General features: G+C 71.6%; 17 protein-coding genes. 5 read left to right on the top strand and 12 right to left on the bottom strand.

Features of this window, described 5'->3' with window-relative positions:
• Positions 1 to 149: 149 nt before the first annotated feature.
• Complete coding sequence (locus AC0QR5_RS02740; RefSeq protein ID WP_329860118.1) at positions 150 to 1,133, bottom strand: heme o synthase; 984 nt, start codon at positions 1,131 to 1,133, stop codon at positions 150 to 152.
• 316 nt (positions 1,134 to 1,449) lie between these two features.
• Here AC0QR5_RS02740 and tkt point away from each other — a divergent pair, with 316 nt between their 5' ends.
• The 5 genes from tkt (at position 1,450) to AC0QR5_RS02715 (ending at position 8,948) form a co-directional block, all read left to right on the top strand.
• Positions 1,450 to 3,564 (top strand): transketolase, encoded by a 2,115-nt coding sequence (tkt, locus tag AC0QR5_RS02735; RefSeq protein WP_329860117.1) that lies wholly within the window; start codon positions 1,450 to 1,452, stop codon positions 3,562 to 3,564.
• Positions 3,565 to 3,650: 86 nt separating this feature from the next.
• On the top strand, positions 3,651 to 4,778 hold the full coding sequence (gene tal, locus AC0QR5_RS02730; RefSeq protein ID WP_329860108.1) for a transaldolase: 1,128 nt from the start codon (positions 3,651 to 3,653) through the stop codon (positions 4,776 to 4,778).
• Complete coding sequence (locus AC0QR5_RS02725) at positions 4,775 to 6,400, top strand: glucose-6-phosphate isomerase (RefSeq protein ID WP_329860106.1); 1,626 nt, start codon at positions 4,775 to 4,777, stop codon at positions 6,398 to 6,400. The genes tal and AC0QR5_RS02725 overlap by 4 nt, the downstream gene beginning before the upstream one ends.
• A 59-nt stretch (positions 6,401 to 6,459) precedes the next feature.
• Positions 6,460 to 8,010 carry a glucose-6-phosphate dehydrogenase gene (gene zwf, locus AC0QR5_RS02720; protein WP_329860105.1) on the top strand — a complete coding sequence of 517 codons (1,551 nt, stop codon included), beginning with the start codon at positions 6,460 to 6,462 and terminating at the stop codon, positions 8,008 to 8,010.
• On the top strand, positions 8,007 to 8,948 hold the full coding sequence (locus AC0QR5_RS02715) for a glucose-6-phosphate dehydrogenase assembly protein OpcA (RefSeq protein ID WP_329860103.1): 942 nt from the start codon (positions 8,007 to 8,009) through the stop codon (positions 8,946 to 8,948). Before zwf ends, AC0QR5_RS02715 begins: the two co-directional genes overlap by 4 nt.
• Before the next feature lie 160 nt (positions 8,949 to 9,108).
• Here AC0QR5_RS02715 and secG read toward each other — a convergent pair whose 3' ends face one another.
• The 11 genes from secG to AC0QR5_RS02660 all read right to left on the bottom strand — a co-directional run bounded on the left by secG (position 9,109) and on the right by AC0QR5_RS02660 (position 19,910).
• Positions 9,109 to 9,360 carry a preprotein translocase subunit SecG gene (secG, locus tag AC0QR5_RS02710; protein ID WP_329860102.1) on the bottom strand — a complete coding sequence of 84 codons (252 nt, stop codon included), beginning with the start codon at positions 9,358 to 9,360 and terminating at the stop codon, positions 9,109 to 9,111.
• 32 nt (positions 9,361 to 9,392) lie between these two features.
• The gene (tpiA, locus tag AC0QR5_RS02705) at positions 9,393 to 10,208 is read right to left on the bottom strand and encodes a triose-phosphate isomerase (RefSeq protein ID WP_329860101.1); all 816 of its coding nucleotides are present in this window, start codon (positions 10,206 to 10,208) and stop codon (positions 9,393 to 9,395) included.
• Between the two features lie 2 nt (positions 10,209 to 10,210).
• Positions 10,211 to 11,440 carry a phosphoglycerate kinase gene (locus tag AC0QR5_RS02700; RefSeq protein WP_329860099.1) on the bottom strand — a complete coding sequence of 410 codons (1,230 nt, stop codon included), beginning with the start codon at positions 11,438 to 11,440 and terminating at the stop codon, positions 10,211 to 10,213.
• Between the two features lie 27 nt (positions 11,441 to 11,467).
• The gene (gene gap / locus AC0QR5_RS02695) at positions 11,468 to 12,478 is read right to left on the bottom strand and encodes a type I glyceraldehyde-3-phosphate dehydrogenase (protein WP_329860097.1); all 1,011 of its coding nucleotides are present in this window, start codon (positions 12,476 to 12,478) and stop codon (positions 11,468 to 11,470) included.
• Positions 12,479 to 12,729: 251 nt separating this feature from the next.
• Entirely contained in the window at positions 12,730 to 13,359 is a 630-nt protein-coding gene (locus AC0QR5_RS02690) for a superoxide dismutase (protein WP_329860096.1), read from the bottom strand.
• Positions 13,360 to 13,537: 178 nt separating this feature from the next.
• Positions 13,538 to 14,518: a DNA-binding protein WhiA gene (gene whiA / locus AC0QR5_RS02685; protein ID WP_329860095.1), complete on the bottom strand. Its 981-nt coding sequence runs from the start codon at positions 14,516 to 14,518 to the stop codon at positions 13,538 to 13,540.
• The gene (locus AC0QR5_RS02680; RefSeq protein ID WP_329860094.1) at positions 14,509 to 15,570 is read right to left on the bottom strand and encodes a gluconeogenesis factor YvcK family protein; all 1,062 of its coding nucleotides are present in this window, start codon (positions 15,568 to 15,570) and stop codon (positions 14,509 to 14,511) included. Before AC0QR5_RS02680 ends, whiA begins: the two co-directional genes overlap by 10 nt.
• Positions 15,571 to 15,572: 2 nt before the next feature.
• Entirely contained in the window at positions 15,573 to 16,466 is an 894-nt protein-coding gene (gene rapZ / locus AC0QR5_RS02675) for an RNase adapter RapZ (RefSeq protein ID WP_329860093.1), read from the bottom strand.
• Between the two features lie 48 nt (positions 16,467 to 16,514).
• Entirely contained in the window at positions 16,515 to 18,506 is a 1,992-nt protein-coding gene (gene uvrC / locus AC0QR5_RS02670; protein ID WP_329860091.1) for an excinuclease ABC subunit UvrC, read from the bottom strand.
• Positions 18,507 to 18,515: 9 nt separating this feature from the next.
• Positions 18,516 to 19,184 carry a lysophospholipid acyltransferase family protein gene (locus AC0QR5_RS02665; RefSeq protein WP_329860090.1) on the bottom strand — a complete coding sequence of 223 codons (669 nt, stop codon included), beginning with the start codon at positions 19,182 to 19,184 and terminating at the stop codon, positions 18,516 to 18,518.
• Positions 19,185 to 19,910: an HAD hydrolase-like protein gene (locus AC0QR5_RS02660; protein WP_329860115.1), complete on the bottom strand. Its 726-nt coding sequence runs from the start codon at positions 19,908 to 19,910 to the stop codon at positions 19,185 to 19,187. It abuts the gene before it with no gap.
• Between the last annotated feature and the right edge of the window lie 50 nt (positions 19,911 to 19,960).

The following is a 19,960-nucleotide window of genomic DNA, read 5'->3' as shown; positions in this document are numbered from 1 at the left end:
CCCCGGTTCCACCCGGGCGGCCGCCCCGTGCGGCGATCGCCGGCTGCGCAGGACCGGGCAGGCCGAGCGCCACGAGAAGAACGCACAACGCCCCCGACCGAAGCGGTCGGGGGCGTTGTCCGTGGCGCGGCGGGTCACGCCGCGGCGGCTCAGCCGAAGAGGGGCTGGCCGACGAAGGGATCCACGGCCAGCGCGACGAACACGATCGTCAGGTACGTGATGGAGATGTGGAAGACCTTCATGGCCTTCTTGTTCATCGCCGCCGGCTCGTGGTCGCGCCGGGCCTCCCGGTAGAGCACGTGGCACTCGTAGATGAACCAGCCGCCGGCCACGGCCGACAGGACGGTGTACACGATGCCGGCGTAGCCCAGCGGGGTCAGGAGGAGCGAGCAGACGACGGTCGCCCACGCGTAGAGCACGACCTGCACGGAGACGGTCCGGGCTCCGGCGATGGCCCCGAGCATCGGCACGTTCGCCGCGTTGTAGTCGTCGGAGTACTTCATGGACAGGGGCCAGTAATGCGGTGGCGTCCAGAGGAAGATGATGAGGAACAGGATCACGGCGGGCCACTCGACCGTGTTGGTGACGGCGGCCCACGCGATGAGCACGGGCATGCACCCGGCGATGCCGCCCCAGATGATGTTCTGGGCCGTGCGGCGCTTGAGGATCAAGGTGTAGAAGACCACGTAGAGGAGGATCGCGGCGAGGCCGAGGACGGCCGTCAACAGGTTCGCGCCCGCCCAGAGGACGGCGATCGAGGCGACGGCGAGGATCCAGGAGAACACGAGGGCCTCACGCGGGGTGACGTCCCCCGTAACGAGGGGGCGTCCCTTGGTGCGGTTCATGACGCGGTCCATGTCGCGGTCGATGTAGCAGTTGAAGGCGCCCGACGCTCCGGCCGCCATGGCGCCGCCCAGCATGGTCGCGACGATCAGGAGCAGATCGGGGAAGCCGCGGTGGGCGAAGATCATCGTCGGCAGCGTCGTCACGAGCAGCAGCTCCACCACGCGCGGCTTGGTCAGCGCGAGATACGCCGCCGCCTTCCGCCGGGCAAAGGCACCGAGTGCCTCACCGGGTTGGCGGGATGCGCGCCCCACGGGCGCGGCATCGGTGGGGAGGGTGTTCACGGACATGCCACTCAGTTCTACGCGGGAAATGGACAGACACAGCCATCATACCCTTTTACAGGACGTAGAAATGGGCGTGTCCGCCCCGGGTGGGCGCATCGGGACCACCCTCCGCCCCGCCTGCCGGAGCGGGACCGCGCCGCGCCGCTCCGGCAGGCGGCGAAATATGGCGCCCCAAGCAGGACGACTGCGTCACAGTGGCGGTAGGGTGGAGAGGACGCGTCGGAGCCGAAGAAGCCGCCAGCACGGTACGAGGGCTGCCACAGTGCGCCCTGGGTCGGCCCGGCGCTTTCCCACGCCAGACCACAGAGAGGGACCCATCGTGGCGCCACAGTCAGAAGTTCTCGAATTGTCATGGACGAAGCTCGACGCGCGGGCGGTGGACACCATCCGCGTCCTCGCCGCCGATGCGGTCGAGAAGGTCGGCAGCGGACATCCGGGAACGGCGATGAGCCTGGCGCCCGCGGCGTACCTGATCTTCCAGAACCACCTGCGCCACGACCCGTCCGATCCCGAGTGGGTCGGCCGCGACCGGTTCGTCCTCTCCCCCGGGCACACCTCCCTGACCCTGTACCTGCAGCTGTTCCTCTCCGGCTACGGCCTCGAGATGGAGGACATCGCCGCGCTGCGCACATGGGGCGCGAAGACCCCGGGCCACCCGGAGTACGGCCACACGGCCGGCGTGGAGATCACCACGGGCCCGCTCGGCCAGGGCCTCGCCTCGGCCGTCGGCTTCGCCTACTCCCAGCGGCGCATGCGCGGCCTCCTGGATCCGGAGGCGGCGCCCGGTACGAGCCCGTTCGACCACACCGTGTGGGTCATCGCCTCCGACGGCGACCTCCAGGAAGGCGTCACCTCGGAGGCCTCGTCCCTCGCGGGCCACCAGCAGCTGGGCAACCTCGTGGTGGTCTACGACGAGAACCACATCTCCATCGAGGACGACACCGACGTGGCCTTCACCGAGGACGTGCTCAAGCGCTACGAGGCCTACGGCTGGCACACCCAGCGCGTGGACTGGACCGCAAGCGGCGAGTACGTGGAGGACGTCCACGCCCTCGACGCGGCCCTGCGGGCCGCCAAGGCCGAGACCGGCCGCCCGTCGATCATCTCCCTGCGCACGATCATCGGCTATCCCTCGCCGAAGAAGCAGAACACCGGCGGCATCCACGGCTCCAAGCTCGGCGCCGAGGAGCTCGCGGGACTCAAGTCCGTCCTGGGCTTCGATCCCGAACAGAGCTTCGCCATCGAGGACGACGTCCTGGCCCACGCACGCCAGGTCGTCGACCGCGGCCGTGCGACGCGCGCCGAGTGGGAAGAGGGCTTCGCCTCCTGGTCGGCCGCCAACCCCGAGGGCGCCGCCCTCCTGGAGCGCATCGAGGACCGCCGCCTCCCGGAGGGCTGGGAGTCCACGCTGCCCGTCTTCGAACCGGGCAAGGACGTTGCGACGCGGTCCGCCTCCGGCAAGGTCATCAACGCCATCGAGTCCGTGCTGCCCGAGCTCTGGGGCGGCTCCGCCGACCTCGCCGGCTCGAACAACACGACGATCGAATCCGCCGCGTCCTTCATCCCCGCCGAGCACTCGACGGACTCCTGGAGCGGCAACCCGTACGGGCGCGTCCTGCACTTCGGCATCCGCGAGCACGCCGCCGCGTCGATCGTGAACGGGATCGTGCTGTCCTCGAAGACCCGCGCGTTCTCCGGGACGTTCCTGATCTTCTCCGACTACCAGCGCCCCGCGATCCGACTCTCGGCGCTCATGGGCATCCCGTCGATCTACGTCTGGACCCACGACTCGATCGGCCTCGGCGAGGACGGCCCGACCCACCAGCCGGTCGAGCAGCTCGCCTCGCTGCGCGCGATCCCGAACCTCGACGTCGTCCGCCCGGCCGACGCCAACGAGACCGCATGGGCCTGGAAGACGGTCCTGGAGAACACGGCCAACCCGGCCGGCCTGGTCCTGACGCGGCAGAACCTGCCCGTGTTCGACCGCACCGCCCCGGGCTTCAAGGACGTCTCCGGAACCGCCCGCGGCGCCTACGTCCTGGCCGAGGCCCTGGACGCCGAGGGCCGGGAGACGACCCCCGACGTGCTCCTGCTCGGCACCGGCTCCGAGGTCCAGCTCGCCGTGGCCGCCCGCGAGGCGCTGGCCGCCGAGGGCGTCGCCGCCCGCGTTGTGTCCATCCCGTGCCTCGAGTGGTTCCACGCGCAGGACGCCGCCTACCAGGAGGAGGTCCTGCCGGCCTCCGTCAAGGCCCGCGTCTCCGTCGAGGCGGGCGTCGCCCAGGGCTGGCGCGAACTGGTCGGCGACGCCGGCCGGATCGTCTCCCTGGACCACTTCGGAGCCTCCGCGGACTACCAGCGCCTCTACACCGAGTTCGGCATCACCGCCGAGGCCGTCGCGGCCGCGGCCCGCGACTCGCTCGCCGCCGCACGCTGACCACGGGCCGGCCGGCCACCCGGCCCCGGGTGGCCGGCCGGCATCGTCTCACACACCACGTTCCCCTTTCTGGAAGGATCCACTCCATGAGCAACCCGAACACCCAGGCGCTGTCCGACGCGGGCGTCTCCATCTGGCTCGACGACCTCTCGCGCGAGCGCCTCGAGTCCGGCTCGCTGCGCACCCTGATCGAGTCCAAGAACGTCGTCGGCGTGACCACCAACCCGTCGATCTTCGCCGCGGCCCTCGCCGGTGGCGACGCCGCGTACGCCGAGCAGGTCTCCGAGCTCGCGGCCGCCGGTGCCGACGTGGAGACGGCCGTCTTCGAGATCACCACGACCGACGTCGCCCGTGCGTGCGACCTCTTCGCCCCCGTCGCCACCGCGAGCCACGGCGTCGACGGCCGCGTCTCGCTCGAGGTCGACCCGCGGCTGGCCGCCGACACCGCCGCCACCGCCGCCGAGGCCAAGAAGCTCCACGCCAAGGTGGGCCGGGACAACCTGCACATCAAGATCCCGGCGACCCTCGAGGGCCTCGAGGCCATCACGGCGACCCTCGCTGAGGGCATCAGCGTGAACGTGACGCTGATCTTCTCGCTTGAGCGCTACCGCGCCGTGATCAACGCGTTCATGTCCGGCCTCGAGCAGGCCCGCGAGAACGGTCACGACCTGGCCCGCATCCACTCCGTCGCCTCCTTCTTCGTCTCCCGCGTCGACGCGGAGATCGACAAGCGCCTCGACGCCCTCGGCACCGCGACCGCCCTGGAGCTCAAGGGCAAGGCCGGACTGGCCAACGCCCGCCTGGCCTACCAGGTCTACGAGGAGCTCTTCAGCTCCGAGCGCTGGAACGTCCTGGCGGCCGCGGGAGCTCGCCCCCAGCGCCCGCTCTGGGCCTCGACCGGCGTCAAGGACCCGGCCTACCCGGACACCCTCTACGTCACCGGTCTCGTCGCCCCGGGCGTCGTGAACACGATGCCGGAGAAGACCCTCGAGGCGACGGCCGACCACGGCCAGGTCTCGGGAGACACGGTCACCGGCACGTACTCCGAGGCCAACGCCGTGCTCGATGCCCTCGCCGCCCAGGGCATCGACTACAACGACGTCGTAGGCCTCCTCGAGGCCGAGGGCGTGCAGAAGTTCGAGGCCGCCTGGGCCGAGCTGCTCCAGGACGTGCAGTCGGCGCTCGACGCGGCGACCGCGAAGGCCCAGGCATGAGCACCCTCGGCTTCCAGGCCTCCGGCGCCGCCCTCGAGGCCATCGAACGCCACGTCCCGGCGCTCGTCGCCGACCGCGTCGCCTCCCGGATCGCGGCCAAGGACGCGACCCTGTGGGGCCCCGAGGCCGAGGCCGAGGCCTCGATCCGGCTCGGCTGGGTCGAGCTCGCCGAGACCTCGCGGCCGCTCGTGGAGCAGATCACCGCGCTGCGGGACGAGCTGCGCGCCGAGGGCGTGGACCGCGTCGTGCTCGCCGGCATGGGCGGCTCCTCGCTCGCGCCGGAGGTCATCGCGGCGACCGCGGGCGTCGAGCTGACGGTCCTGGACAGCACCGATCCGGAAATGGTCGGCCGTGCCCTCGCCGAGCGGATCGCGCAGACCGTCCTCGTGGTCTCCTCGAAGTCCGGCTCCACCGTGGAGACGGACTCGCAGCGCCGCGTGTTCGAGCAGGCGTTCACCGACGCCGGCCTCGACGCGGCGCGCCGCATCGTCGTCGTCACCGATCCTGGCTCGCCCCTCGACGGGACCTCCCGGGCGGCCGGCTACCGCGCCGTCTTCAACGCCGATCCGAACGTCGGCGGGCGCTACTCGGCGCTCACCGCCTTCGGGCTCGTGCCGACCGGCCTCGCCGGCGTGGACATCGCGGCGCTCCTGGACGAGGCCGAGGAGGCGGCGGAGTTCCTCGCGGACGACGACGAGGACAACATCGGCCTGGCGCTCGGTGCCGCCCTCGGCGGCACCACGCCGCTGCGGGACAAGATCGTCTTCACCGACGAGGGCTCCGGGATCCCCGGCTTCGCCGATTGGGCGGAGCAGCTGATCGCCGAGTCCACCGGCAAGCTCGGCACCGGGGTGCTCCCGGTCGTCGTCGAGTCGGGTGCGCCCGAGCTCGTGGAGCAGGCGGCGGACGTGCTCGTGGTCCGGTTGACGGCGGATTCCGACGACGACGCCGCGCCCCTGGGCGACGAGGTCCGGCTCTCGGGCTCCCTCGGAAGCCAGCTGCTCCTGTGGGAGTACGCGACGGTGGTCGCCGGCCGGCTGCTGGGGATCAACCCCTTCGACCAGCCGGACGTCGAGGCGGCCAAAACGGCCGCCCGCGGCCTGCTCGACGCGACGCCGGAGGCGGCTCCGGCCGCCCTCGTCGACGCCGCCATCGAGCTGCGGGCCACGGACGGGCTGCTCGACGGCGTGTCCGGGCTGGCCGGCGCGCTGGAGCGGCTCCTGGCGGCGCTGCCCGCCGACGGCTACCTCTCGGTCCAGGCCTACCTGGACCGGATCGGCCTGTCCGGCCTCGCCGCCGCGCGCCACGGCCTCGCCGCCGCCTCGGGGCGCCCGACGACGTTCGGCTGGGGACCGCGCTTCCTGCACTCGACGGGCCAGTACCACAAGGGCGGTCCGCGCCAGGGCGCCTACCTGCAGATCACGGCGGACTCCGACGTCGACCTGTCCATCCCGGAACGCCCGTTCACCTTCGGGGAGCTCATCGCGGCGCAGGCCGCCGGTGACGCCCAGGTCCTCGCCGACCTCGGCCGGCCGGTTCTGCGGCTGCACCTCACCGACCGCGAGGCCGGGACGGCGCAGCTGCTCGCGGCCGTCGCCGCCCTCGCCCCCTCGTCCCGCTAGCCGGGCCCGTCCGACGCCCAGGCGCCTCCGCGCCCGGGCGTCCCCATGGAAAGCAGCACATGAACGACTCCGCACGCAATCCCCTGCGTGACCGGCGCGACCGCCGGCTCAGCCGGATCGCCGGGCCCTCCGCGCTCGTGTTCTTCGGCGTCACGGGCGACCTCGCCCGCAAGAAGCTCATGCCCGCCGTCTACGACCTCGCCAACCGCGGCCTGCTCCCGCCGAGCTTCGCCGTCGTCGGCTTCGGCCGCCGCGGATGGTCGGCCGACGAGTTCGTCGCCGAGGTCAGGGAGTGGGTGCGCGCGAGCGCGCGCACGCCCTTCAACGAGACGGTGTGGGAGCAGCTCGCCGGCGGATTCCGCTTCATCACGGGCGGCTTCGACGACGACGAGGCGTTCATCCGGCTGCGCGAGACCCTCGACGAGCTCGAGCGCTCCCGGGGCACGCGCGGCAACCACGCCTTCTACCTCTCCATCCCCCCGAACTCGTTCGAGCAGGTGTGCGAGCAGCTCTCGCGCCACGGGCTCGCCGAGCGCGGCCAGGAGGGCGCGGGTGACGGCGCACCGTGGCGGCGCGTCGTCATCGAGAAGCCGTTCGGCCACGACCTGGCCTCCGCGCGCGAGCTCAACGCGATCGTCGAATCGGTCTTCCCGCCGGACGCCGTGTTCCGGATCGACCACTACCTCGGCAAGGAGACAGTGCAGAACCTCCTGGCGCTGCGCTTCGCGAACCAGTTGTTCGAGCCGCTGTGGAACGCCAACTACGTGGACCACGTGCAGATCACCATGGCCGAGGACATCGGCATCGGCGGCCGGGCCGGGTACTACGACGGCGTCGGCGCGGCCCGCGACGTGATCCAGAACCACCTGCTCCAGCTCCTGGCCCTCACGGCCATGGAGGAGCCCATTTCCTTCGACGCCGACCACCTGCGCGCCGAGAAGGAGAAGGTGCTCGCCGCGGTGCGCCTGCCGGAGGACCTCTCCACGCACTCGGCCCGCGGACAGTACACGGGCGGCTGGCAGGGCGGGGAGCAGGTCACGGGCTTCCTCGACGAGGAGGGCTTCAATCCCGCCTCCCGGACGGAGACCTACGCTGCGATCCGGCTCGACATCAACACGCGCCGCTGGGCCGGCGTGCCGTTCTACCTGCGCGCGGGCAAACGCCTGGGACGCCGGGTCACCGAGATCGCCGTGGTCTTCAAGCGCGCGCCGAACCTGCTCTTCCGGGACCACTCCGACGACGACTTCGGCCAGAACGCCGTCGTCATCCGCGTCCAGCCGGACGAGGGCGCGACCATCCGCTTCGGTTCCAAGGTGCCGGGGACGCAGATGGAGATCCGCGACGTCACGATGGACTTCGGCTACGGCCACTCCTTCACCGAGTCGAGCCCCGAGGCCTACGAGCGGCTGATCCTGGACGTCCTGCTCGGCGAGCCGCCGCTCTTCCCCCGCCACGAGGAGGTCGAGCTCTCCTGGAAGATCCTCGACCCCTTCGAGGAGCACTGGGCGGCGCTCGACGAGCAACCCGAACCGTACGCCCCGGGAAGCTGGGGCCCGCCGTCGGCGGATGAACTACTCGCGCGTGATGGAAGGACGTGGCGGCGCCCATGATCGTCGACCTGCCGGACACCACCACCTCCAAGGTGGCCAAGAAGCTCGTCAACCTGCGCGAGGCCGAGGGGGTCGTGGCGCTCAGCCGGGTGCTCACGCTCGTCGTCGTCACCCGCGCCGGATTCGAGGAGGAGGCCATCGAGGCGGCCAACCTCGCGAGCCGCGAACACCCCTGCCGCATCATCGTCGCCGTCGAGGGCGATCCCGGGGCCCCGACCGTCCTGAACGCCCAGCTGCGCGTCGGCGGGGACGCGGGCGCTTCGGAGGTCGTCGTCCTCTACGGCGAGGGCGAGATCGCCACCGCCGACGAGTCGCTCGTCGCCGGGCTCCTGCTCCCGGACGCCCCGATCGTGGCCTGGTGGCCGCACGGCGTGCCCGCCAAGGCCTCGGGCACGGACATCGGCCGGATCGCCCACCGCCGCATCACCGACTCCGGGAGCGAGGCCGATCCACGGCAGGCGCTCTTCACGATCTCGGAGGGCTACGTGGCCGGGGACACCGACCTCGCGTGGACGCGCCTGACGCTGTGGCGCGCGCAGCTCGCCGCGGTCCTGGACCAGCTCGATCCCGCGGAGCTGACCTCGATCACGGTCAAGGGCGCGGCCGACTCCCCCAGCACGGTCCTCCTCGCGGCGTGGCTCACCCTGGCCCTCGGGATCCCGGTGACCATCGCCTCCGCGCCGGAGGCCACGGGGCTGCGCAGCGTGCGCTTCACGCGCCTCGACGGCGACGTGGTGCTGACGCGCCCGCACGACCACGTGGCCGAGCTCTACCAGCCGGGCCAGCAGGTGCAGCGGATCTCGCTGCCGCGCCGGCCACTGTCCGAGTGCCTCGCCGAGGAGCTGCGCCGGCTGGACCCCGACGAGGTCTTCGGCGAGGTCGTCCGCGAGGGGCTCTTCAAGACGAACCTGCGCAGCGTCACGGCCAGCGACCGCTGAGCGCGCCCGGGCACCCCGGCCCCACCGGCCGGGGTCCCCGGCCCGTTCCCGGCGACTCCCGTCCCGGCCGGCGCGCCAGGCAGGACAAGGGCCGCACGCCAGAAGGGCCGCGCTCCCCCTGCGGGGTGCGCGGCCCTTCCTCGTGGTCGGCCGGGTCCTGTCAGGACTCCAGCGAGAAGCGCATGATGAGTCCGAGCGCGATGATCACGGCGCCCCAGACGAGCCCCATGACGACGGTGAGCCGGTTCAGGTTGCGCTCGGCCACCCCGGAGGACCCCAGGTTCGTGGTGACGCCGCCGCCGAACATGTCGGACATGCCGCCGCCGCGACCCTTGTGCAGGAGGATCAGGAGGGCAAGCAGGAGGCTGGTGATGCCAAGCAGCACCTGCAGGACGATCTTGAGTGCTTCCACTACGGCCTTTCGGTCAAGTCCGGCACCGCCGGCTAGTCGGTCACCAGGTGGTGCTCGAACCTGACAATGTTAGCAAATTCCGCCGGGTCCAGGCTGGCACCGCCGACGAGCAGCCCGTCGACGTCGCGTCCACGCAGGATGGCCGCGGCGTTGGCGGCCTTGACCGATCCCCCGTAGAGCAGGCGCGTGGCCCCGGCCGTCTCCTCGCCGAACAGTCCGGCGAGTTCCGCGCGCAGGGCGGCGCACATCTCCTGGGCGTCCTCCGGGCCCGCGACCTCGCCCGTGCCGATGGCCCAGACGGGCTCGTAGGCGATGACGAGGTCCTTGAGCTGGGCGGCGTCGAAGCCCTCCAGCGCGGCGCGCACCTGGGCGAGCGTGTGCTCGACGTGCGTTCCGGCGCGGCGGACCTCGAGGCCCTCGCCGACGCACAGCACGGGCGCGAGGCCGTGCCGCAGCGCGGCCCCGACCTTGCTGCGCAGCAGCTCGTCGGACTCGCCGTGGATCGTGCGCCGCTCGCTGTGGCCGACGAGGACGTACCGGCAGCCCAGCTTGGCCAGGAACTGGCCGGAGACGTCGCCCGTGTACGCGCCGGAGTCGTGCGGCGAGAGGTCCTGGCCACCGTAGACGACCGGCAGGTCGTCGCCCGCGACAAGGGTCTGTACGCCGCGCAGGTCGGTGAACGGCGGGAAGACGGAGACCTCGACGCGGTCGAAGTCGTGCTTGGCGTCGTCCAGCGTCCAGGCCAGCTTCTGCAGGAGGGTGATGCCCTGGACGTGGTCCATGTTCATCTTCCAGTTGCCGGCGATCAGCGGGCGCCGGTCGAAGGCGCCGTTGGTGCTCGAGGTCATGTCTACTTGCCTTCCAAAGCGGTCAGTCCGGGCAGTTCCTTGCCTTCGAGGTACTCGAGGCTCGCGCCGCCGCCCGTGGAGATGTGGCCGAAGTCGTCCTCGTGGAAACCCAGCGTGCGCACGGCGGCCGCGGAGTCGCCGCCGCCAACGACGCTGAACGCCTCGGAGTCGGCGAGGGCCTGGGCGACGCCCCGCGTGCCTCCCGCGAACGCCTCGATCTCGAACACGCCCATGGGGCCGTTCCAGAAGACCGTGTTGGCGGAGCGGATGTAGCTGCCGAACTGCTCGGCGGAGGCCGGCCCGATGTCGAGGCCGAGCCCGCCGGCGCCGAAGCGTCCGGACTCGAGGGCGGTGGCCGGAAGGACCTCGTGCTCGGCGTCCGCGCCGAACCTGTCCGCCACGACGATGTCGGTGGGCAGGATGATGTCGCAACCGAGCTCCTGCGCTCGCGAGAGGTAGCCGCGCACGGTGTCGAGCTGGTCCTCCTCGAGCAGGCTCTTGCCGACCTCGTGGCCCTGGGCCTTGAGGAAGGTGAAGGCCATGCCCCCGCCGATGAGCAGGTGGTCGGCGCGGCCCAGGAGGTTGTCGATGACCGCGAGCTTGTCGGAGACCTTGGATCCGCCGAGGACGACGACGTAGGGCCGCTTGGGCGCCTCGGTGAGGGTCTTCAGGACCTCGACCTCGGTGCGGACCAGCTCGCCCTGGTAGGCGGGCAGCACGGCGGCGATGTCGTAGACGGACGCGTGCTTGCGGTGCACGGCGCCGAACGCGTCGTCGACGTACGCCCCGCCCTCGCCCGTCAGCGACTTGAGCTCGGCCGCGAAGGCGGCGCGCTCTGCGTCGTCCTTGCTCGTCTCGCGGGGATCGAAGCGGACGTTCTCGAGGACCAGGACGGAGCCGTCCTCCAGGGCGGCGGCACGGGCACGGGCGTCCTCGCCGACGACGTCGGCCGCCGTCTGGACCGGGAAGTCCGCGAGCTCGCGGAGCCGGTCCGCGGCCGGTGCGATCGAGTAGGCCGGATCCGGGGCGCCCTTCGGGCGTCCGAGGTGGGCCATGACGACGACGCGGGCACCCGCGTCGACGAGGGTGGACAGGACGGGAAGCGACGCGCGGACGCGGCCGTCGTCGGTGACGGTGGAACCGTCGAGCGGCACGTTCAGGTCGCTCCGGACCAGAACGTGCCGCCCGCGGACACCATCGGCGATGAGCTCGTCGAGAGTGTGGGAAGTCATGGCTTCAGGCTAACCGAATCCCCGGTGCTAGCCGAGCTTCCCGCCGACATACTGCGCCAGGTCGACGAGGCGGGAGCTGTAGCCCCACTCGTTGTCGTACCAGGCCAGGACCTTGACGGTGCTGCCGATGACCTTGGTCAGCGGCGCATCGAAGATCGCCGAGGCCGGATCGGTCGTGATGTCGGTGGAGACGAGCGGGTCCTCCGAGTACTTCAGCAGTCCCTTGAGCGGGCCCTCCTCGGAGGCCTTCTTGAAGGCGGCGTTGATCTCCTCGACCGTGGCCTCGCGGGCCAGGGTGACCGTCAGGTCGGTCGCGGAGCCGGTGGGAACCGGGACGCGCATGGCGTAGCCGTCGAGCTTGCCCTTGAGCTCCGGCAGGACGAGGCCGATCGCCTTGGCGGCGCCGGTGGAGGTCGGCACCATGTTCAGGGCCGCGGCGCGGGCACGGCGCGGGTCGCTGTGCGGGGCGTCCTGGAGGTTCTGGTCCGCCGTGTAGGCGTGGATGGTGGTCATCAGGCCGTCGACGATCCCGAACTGGTCGTTGAGGACCTTCGCCACGGGGCCGAGGCAATTGGTGGTGCACGAGGCGTTGGAGATGATGTGGTGCGTCGCCGGATCGTACTTCTCGTGGTTCACGCCCATGACGATCGTGATGTCCTCGTGCTTCGCCGGGGCGGAGATGACGACCTTCTTGGCACCCGCCTGCAGGTGCTTCTCGGCGTCCTCGGCCTTCGTGAAGAAGCCGGTCGACTCGATCACGACGTCGACGCCGAGCTCGCCCCAGCCGAGGTTGGCCGGGTCCTTCTGGGACAGGACCTTGATGCGGCGTTCGCCGACGACGAGGTAGGCGCCGTCCACGGAGACCTCTTCGGGGAAGCGGCCCAGGACGGAGTCGAACTTGAGCAGGTTGGCGAGGTCGTTGATCTTGCCGAGGTCGTTGACGGCGACGATCTCCAGGGTGGTGTCCTGGGCGAGGGCGGCCCGCAGGAAGTTGCGTCCGATACGTCCGAAGCCGTTGATGCCTACACGGGTAGTCACTTGATGATTCTCCTTGCCGGAATGGTGCCCACCGCGGACCCCGGAAAGGGAGGTGCACCGCGGAGTGGCCTGTTCAAAAAAGAGGACACTCCGTTGTGCCGCCAGCGTGCTGCTGGCCGGAATCCACGGGCTCCCGGTCCGGGGATGGCCGGGCGCGGGGCCCGTGGATTCCGTTGCCAACATCCTACGTCATGTGACGCGTTGATGTGACATGAGTTACTGCCTGATGGCCGTCTTGTGACGGCCGACGGCTACTTGCCGGGAACGATCAGGGCCGAGGCGCCGGCGCGGGCGGCCTCGAAGCGGCGGGCGACATCCGCCCAGTTCACGATGTTCCAGAACGCCTTGACGTAGTCGGCCTTGACGTTGACGTAGTCGAGGTAGAAGGCGTGCTCCCACATGTCGAGCATGAGCAGCGGGGTCGTGCCGACCGGGACGTTGCCCTGCTGGTCGTAGAGCTGCTCGATGACGAGGTTGCCGCCGAGGCCCTCGAAGGACAGGAGCGCCCAGCCCGAGCCCTGCAGGCTCAGCGCCGCGTTGGTGAAGTGCGCACGGAAGGCGTCGAAGGAGCCGAACGCGTCGTCGATCGCCGCGGCCAGCTCGCCTTCCGGCTTGTCGCCGCCCTCGGGAGAGAGGTTCTCCCAGAAGATCGAGTGGTTGGTGTGGCCACCGAGGTGGAAGGCCAGGTCCTTGGACAGCTTCGGGATGTTGCCGAACTCGCCCTTCTCGCGGGCCTCGGCCAGCTGCTCGAGGGCGGTGTTGGCGCCGGCGACGTAGGTGGCGTGGTGCTTGCTGTGGTGCAGCTCCATGATCCGTGCGGAAATGTGCGGCTCCAGCGCTGCGTAGTCGTACGACAGCTCCGGGAGGGTGTACTTGGACATGTGTTCCTCCATTCGTCGTGCACTCCGCTCGGAGTGCCTTCCTGGTCGTGCTTCCCGCGCCTCTCGGCGGCGGAAACTCTTCCTGGACGCGGCGGCGCGGGGCGCCGGGCGGTCCAGGGTCAACACTAGTGCTTTGCCGGTTTCCGTGCCCGGGCGCCCGTCATCCAGCGCCGCGCGCCTAGTTGTCCAGCATGTCAGCCGTAACGCTGTCCTCGGTGCCGGGTATTCCCAGCTCGGCGGCCCGCTTGTCCGCCATGGCCAGGAGCCGGCGGATCCGGCCGGCGATCGCGTCCTTGGTCATCGGCGGATCGGCGAGCCGGCCGAGCTCGTCGAGGCTCGCCTGCTTGTGCGCCACGCGGAGCGCTCCGGCGTACTGGAGGTGGTCGGGGACGTCGTCGCCCAGGATCTCCAGGGCGCGCTCGACCCGGGCGCCGGCGGCGACGGCGGCCTGCGCGGAGCGGCGGAGGTTGGCGTCGTCGAAGTTCGCCAATCGGTTGGCGGTCGCGCGGACCTCCTTGCGCATCCTGCGCTCCTCCCACACCATGAGGGCGTCGTGCGCCCCCATGCGGGTCAGGAGGACGGCGATGCTGTCGCCATCGCGGATCACGACGCGGTCGACGCCGCGCACCTCGCGCGCCTTGGCCGTGATGCCGAGACGGCGGGCCGCGCCGACGAGCGCGAGCGCTGCCTCCGGCCCCGGACACGTGACCTCGAGGGCGGAGGAGCGGCCCGGCTCGGTGAGCGAGCCGTGCGCGAGGAAGGCGCCGCGCCAGACGGCCTCGGCGTCCGCCGTCGAACCGTTGACGATGACCGAGGGCAGCCCGCGGACCGGGCGGCCGCGGCCGTCGAGCAGGCCGGTCTGCCGGGCGAGGGACTCGCCCTCGCGGACCACGCGGACGACGTAGCGGTTGCCGCGCCGGAGGGCGCCCCCGGAGACGACGATGATCTCCGAGGAATGGCCGTAGACCTCGGCGATCGCCTGCCGCAGCCGCCGCGCTGTCGCGGCGAGGTCGACCTCGGCCTCGATCACGATCCGGCCGGAAATGATGTGGAGCCCGCCCGCGAAGCGCAAGGTCGCGGAGACCTCCGCCTTCCGCTCCGAGGACTTCTTGACCTCCAGACGGGACAGCTCCTCCTTGACCGAGGCTGTCAGTGCCATCTCTCGTTTTCCTCACTGCCGTTGTGGTGGGGCCCGAAGGACGTGAAGACGTCCTGGTAGGCGGTCGCGAGCCGCAGAGGCTCGTGGACGGAGCTGCCCGGCCCCTGGGCCACTCTACCGAAGAAGCACCGCGCCCCGAGCCGCCGGGCCGCCTCCTCGAAGGCCCCGACGTCCTCGATCGACGACGGGTCGGCGACCACTGCGTCGATGCGCAGCTCCGGGGCGTAGCGGGAGACGACCCGCAAGTGGTCGGCCGCCGACATGCCCGCGGTCTCCTGCGTGCGTGTGGCGAGGTTCATGGTCAGCAGGCGCCGTGCCGGAGTCGATTCGAGGGCCTGGCGCATCTGGGGCAGGAGGAGGTGCGGCAGGACCGAGGTGTACCAGGATCCCGGCCCGAGCACGACCCAGTCCGCCAGCTCGATGGCCTCGAGGGCCTCGGGGCAGGCGGGGGCGTCCTCGGGGGCGAGCTCGACGTTGGAGACCATGCTCGAGTGCCCGGCGGCGGCCAGCTTGGCCTGGCCGACGATCCGCCGGCGGACGAGCGAGTCCCCGTCGCCCGTCGAGAGGACCTCGCCCGAGATGGTCAACGGCACGGTGCTCATGGGAAGCACCTGTCCGCGGGCCCCCAGCAGGGCGCCGGCCCAGCGCAGGCCGGCCACCGTGTCCCCGAGCAGTTCCCACAGCGTGACGATCAGGAGGTTGCCGAGCGCGTGCCCGTCGAGGGACGCGGCCGAGCCCTCCCGGGACGTGAAGCGGTGCTGCATGACGTCGCGCCAGGTCCTGCCCCAGTCGGTGTCGTCGCACAGCGCGGCGAGGGCCATCCGCAGGTCCCCCGGCGGCAGCACGTCCAACTCGCCGCGCAGGCGGCCGGAGGATCCGCCGTCGTCCGCGACCGTGACGATCGCGGTCAGCTCGGTCGCGAGGCGGCGCAGCGCGGCGAGGGAGGCCGAGAGGCCGTGGCCGCCGCCGAGCGCCGCGACGCGCACGGCGGCCTCCGCCCCCTGCTGGTTGCGGGGCGGGACGAGGGGCAGCTGCCCCGTGAGGAACGTCATCGCTACTCCCGGCCCAGGTCGCGGTGGTTGACGGTCACGGTGATGCCGGGCAGCTGTCCCAGGCGCCGGGCGATCTCCTCGCTGACGGCGACGGAGCGGTGCTTGCCCCCCGTGCATCCGATCGCGATGGTGCCATAGTGCTTGTTCTCGCGGCGGTACCCCTCGAGCACCGGCTCGAGCGCGGAGAGGTAGCGCTCGATGAACTCCGAGGCGCCCTGGGCCGCGAGCACGTAGTCGCGGACCACGGCTTCCTGGCCCGTGTGGGGCCGCAGTTCCGGGACCCAATGCGGGTTGGGGATGAAGCGCACGTCGGCGACGTAGTTGGCGTCGGAGGGCAGCCCGTACTTGAAGCCGAAGCTCATGACGTTGAGCCGCAGCACCACGGGTCCGGACTCCGAGAACAGCTCGGTGATCGCGGTCGCGAGGGCGTGGACGTTCATCGGCGTCGTGTCGACGACGAGCTCGGCGCGGTCCTTGAGCTCGCGGAGGACCTCGCGCTCCGCGGCGATGCCGTCGAGGATCCGGCCGTCGCCCTGGAGGGGGTGGGGACGGCGGCCCTGCTCGAAGCGGCGGACGAGGAGGTCGTCGCTCGCGTCGAGGAAGAGCACGCGGTACTGGATCCCGGCAGCGCGCAACTGCGCCAGGTTGTCCCGGAGCTCCGGGAAGAGGGACTTGCTGCGCACGTCCATGACGACGGCGAGCTTCGGGATCGAACCGGGCATCCGCGCCACGAGCTCGGTCAGGGTGCCGAGCAGCTGCGGCGGCAGGTTCTCGACGACGTACCACCCGTGGTCCTCGAGCGCGTGCGCCGCCGTGGTCCGCCCCGCCCCCGACATGCCGGTGACGATGAGGAGTTCCGATTCCGCGGGCTTCACTGGTGCCAACTCGCTGCTCATGCGTCCTAGTCTGTCACGCCCGGGGCCGCGCCGCCCGCCGTGGGCGGTTCAGTCGAGCAGCTCCCCCGTGGCCGTGTTGACCCGCTGCGCGCCGTCCCCCGCGTCCGTCTCCTCCGGACCGGAGTCCTGGGACGGAACGGCGAGGGCGGTGGCAAGGTTCCGGGCGAGTGCGGGCCCGATCCCGGGCACCGCGAGGAAGTCCTCCTCCGCCGCGGCGCGCATCTTCTTGAGCGAGCCGAAGTGCTTCAGGAGGGCCTGACGCTTCGCCGGTCCGAGGCCGGGGACCTGGTCCAGGAGCGAGGCCGTCATCGAGGCGGAGCGCTTCTGGCGGTGGAAGGTGATCGCGAAGCGGTGGGCCTCGTCGCGGATCCGCTGGAGCAGGTACAGCCCGTCCGAGGCGCGCGGCAGCACGACGGGGAACTCGTCGTCGGGGAGCCACAGCTCCTCCAGGCGCTTGGCGAGCCCGACGACGGGGATGTCGTCGATTCCCAGGGCTTCGAGCGCCCGCACGGCCGCGTCGACCTGGGGCGGTCCGCCGTCGACCACCACGAGCGAGGGCGGGTACGCGAAGCGGCGCGGCGTCCGCCGGCCCTCCGCGGCGGCGTCGATCTCCCCGCTGACGGCCGGGACGAGCGACTGCTGGTCCTCGAGGTAGTGGCGGAAGCGGCGGGTGATGACGTCGAACATCGATGCGGTGTCGTCCCGGGCCGCGTCGCCCGTGATGGCGAACTTGCGGTAGTCCGACTTCTTCGGCAGCCCGTCCTCCACGACGACCATCGAGGCCACGACGTTGGTTCCCTGGACGTGCGAGATGTCGTAGCACTCGATCCGCAGGAGCGGGACCGCCAGGCCCAGGGCCTCCTGCAGCTCCTGGAGGGCGGCGCTGCGGGTGCTGATGTCACCGGCCCGCCGTGACTTGTGCAGGCGCAGCGCCTGCTCGGCGTTCTCCCGGACCGTGTCCAGGAGCGCGGCCTTCTCGCCGCGGCGCGGCACCCGCAGGCCGACGACCGCGCCGCGCAGGCCGCGCAGCCAGGCCGCGACCCGCTCCGGGTCCTCGGGCAGGACGGGGACGAGGACCTCCCGCGGCAGCCGGTCGCCGCCCCGGTCCTCTCCGTAGACCTGCTGCAGCAGGTGCTCGACGAAGTCCTCCGGCGTCGTGTCCTCCACCTTCTCCACGACCCAGCCGCGCTGGCCCCGGATGCGCCCGTTCCGGACGTGGAAGACCTGGACCGCCGCCTCGAGCTCGTCCTCGGCGACGGCGAAGACGTCGGCGTCGGTGTCCTCGGACAAGACGACGGCGTTGCGCTCGAAGACGCGCTTGAGCGCGGCGATGTCGTCCCGCAGCATCGCGGCGCGCTCGTACTCGAGGGCCCCGACCGCCGCGGCCATGTCCCGCTCCAGGTCGCGGATGAAACGCGTGCCCTCGCCGCCCATGAACCGGCACAGGTCCTCCGCCAGGGCCCGGTGGTCCTCGGGGCTGATGCGGCCCACGCACGGTGCGGCGCACTTGTCGATGTAGCCGAGCAGGCACGGCCGGCCCGACTGCTGGGCCCGCTTGAGGACCCCGGGGCTGCACGTCCGGACGGGGAAGACCCGCAGCAGCGTATCGAGCGTCTCGCGGATCGCCTTGGCGGGATAGAAGGGCCCGAAGTACTTGACGTCCTTGCGGCGGTCTCCGCGCATGACCTGCGCCCGGGGGAACTTCTCCCCCAGCGTCACCGCGAGGTACGGGTAGGACTTGTCGTCCCGGAACATGATGTTGAACCGGGGCGAGAACTCCTTGATCCAGGTGTACTCGAGCTGCAGCGCCTCGAGCTCGCTGCCGACCACGGTCCACTCCACGCTTGAGGCGGTGTGCACCATGGCGTGGGTCTTCGGAGTGAGTCCCGCGGGATGGGCGAAGTAGGAGACGAGCCGCTGGCGCAGGCTCTTGGCCTTGCCGACGTAGACCACGCGGCCGCGGGGGTCGCGGAAGCGGTACACGCCCGGCGCCGTGGGGATGTCCCCCGTGCGCGGCCGGTAGCTGCTGGGATCGGCCATGCCCCTACGCTACTCCGCCGCGGGAGCCTGGTTGTAGCCGTCGCAGCGCTCCTGGCCGGTCAGCGCGGCGATGGCGTCCACGATCCGGTCCGTGGCCTGGCGGCGCGCGGGCAGGGGGTGCTTGGGCCCGGTGTGTTCGAAGCGCAGCGGCTCGCCGACGCTCAGGGTGAAGTGGCGCGGGACGATCCGGTTCTTGTCCGGCGGCTGTAGCCGCTCGGTGCCGATCAGGCCCACGGGGACGACGGGGGCCCCCGTCGACAGGGCCAGCCAGCCGACGCCGGTCCGCCCGCGGTAGAGCCGCCCGTCGCGCGAGCGCGTGCCCTCGGGGTAGATGCCGACCCCGCCGTCGGCGGAGAGGATCTCCACGAGCGAGTCCAGTGCGGCGACGGACGCCGCCTGTTCGCCGCGCTGGACAGGGATGGACCCGACGGACTCGAAGAACGCCTTCATGGCCCGGCCCTTGAGCCCCGGGGTCGTGAAGTACTCGGCCTTGGCGAAGAACGCGACCGGCCGGGGCATGAGCGCCTGGATGATGATGCTGTCGAGGAAGGACAAGTGGTTGGCCGCCACGATGAACGGCCCCTCGGCGGGGATGTGCTCGAGTCCCGTCACGGTCGGGCGGCAGGTGGCGTTGATGACCCCGCGGAAGCCCGCGCGGACGCCGTCGTACACGGCCATCTAGGAGGCACCGCCGTCCGTGCCGGTGGCGCTCCCGGGCGCGCTGCCCGCCCCGGCCCACGGCCCCAGGTCCGCGAGGAGCCCGGCGAGCCCGTCGGTGTCGTCGGCGACGGCGTCGGCTCCGGCCTCCGCGAGCTCGCCGTCCAGGGCGAAGCCCCACGAGACGCCGATGCAGGGGATGCCGTTGGCATGGGCGCCCTCGACGTCGAAGCTCCGGTCCCCCACCATGACGGCGTGCGCGGGATCGGCCCCGAGCGTCTGCAGGGCCGCGGCCACGAGGGGCGCCTTGCCGTGCCCGGCGTGGGATGTCTCCTCGAGGTCCGTCCCGTGGACGGAGTCGACGGCGTCGAGCAGGCCCTGGACCTCGAGCAGGCGCAGGGCGATCGGCTCGGGCTTGGACGTGGCCACGGCCAGCGCCGTCCCCTCGGCGCGGAGACGGGACAGGAGTCCGCGCAGTCCCGGGTAGACGCGGCTCGCCGCCATGCCCCGGGCGGCGTACTCGGCGCGGTAGTCCGCGATGACCTCGGGGAGCAGGGCGTCAGTCATGCCGGGCAGGGCCAGCAGGCTCTCGGCCAGCGGCGGGCCGACCATCGCGTCGAGTCGCTCGCGCCCCGGGTCGGCGATCCCGTTGCGCCTCAGGGCGTGGAGGATGCCGCCGGTGATGGCACCGGCCGGGTCGACGAGCGTGCCGTCGAGGTCGAAGAGCACGGCGCGGGCGGGAATCATCACCGGGTCATTCTGCCATGGATGGGCCCGCGGTCCGGTGGTCCATGCCG

The sequence above is a fragment of the Arthrobacter sp. J156 genome, assembly GCF_056172865.1.
Note: the sequence above shows the minus strand (reverse complement) of the source record. Positions and strands in the feature narration are given on the sequence as shown.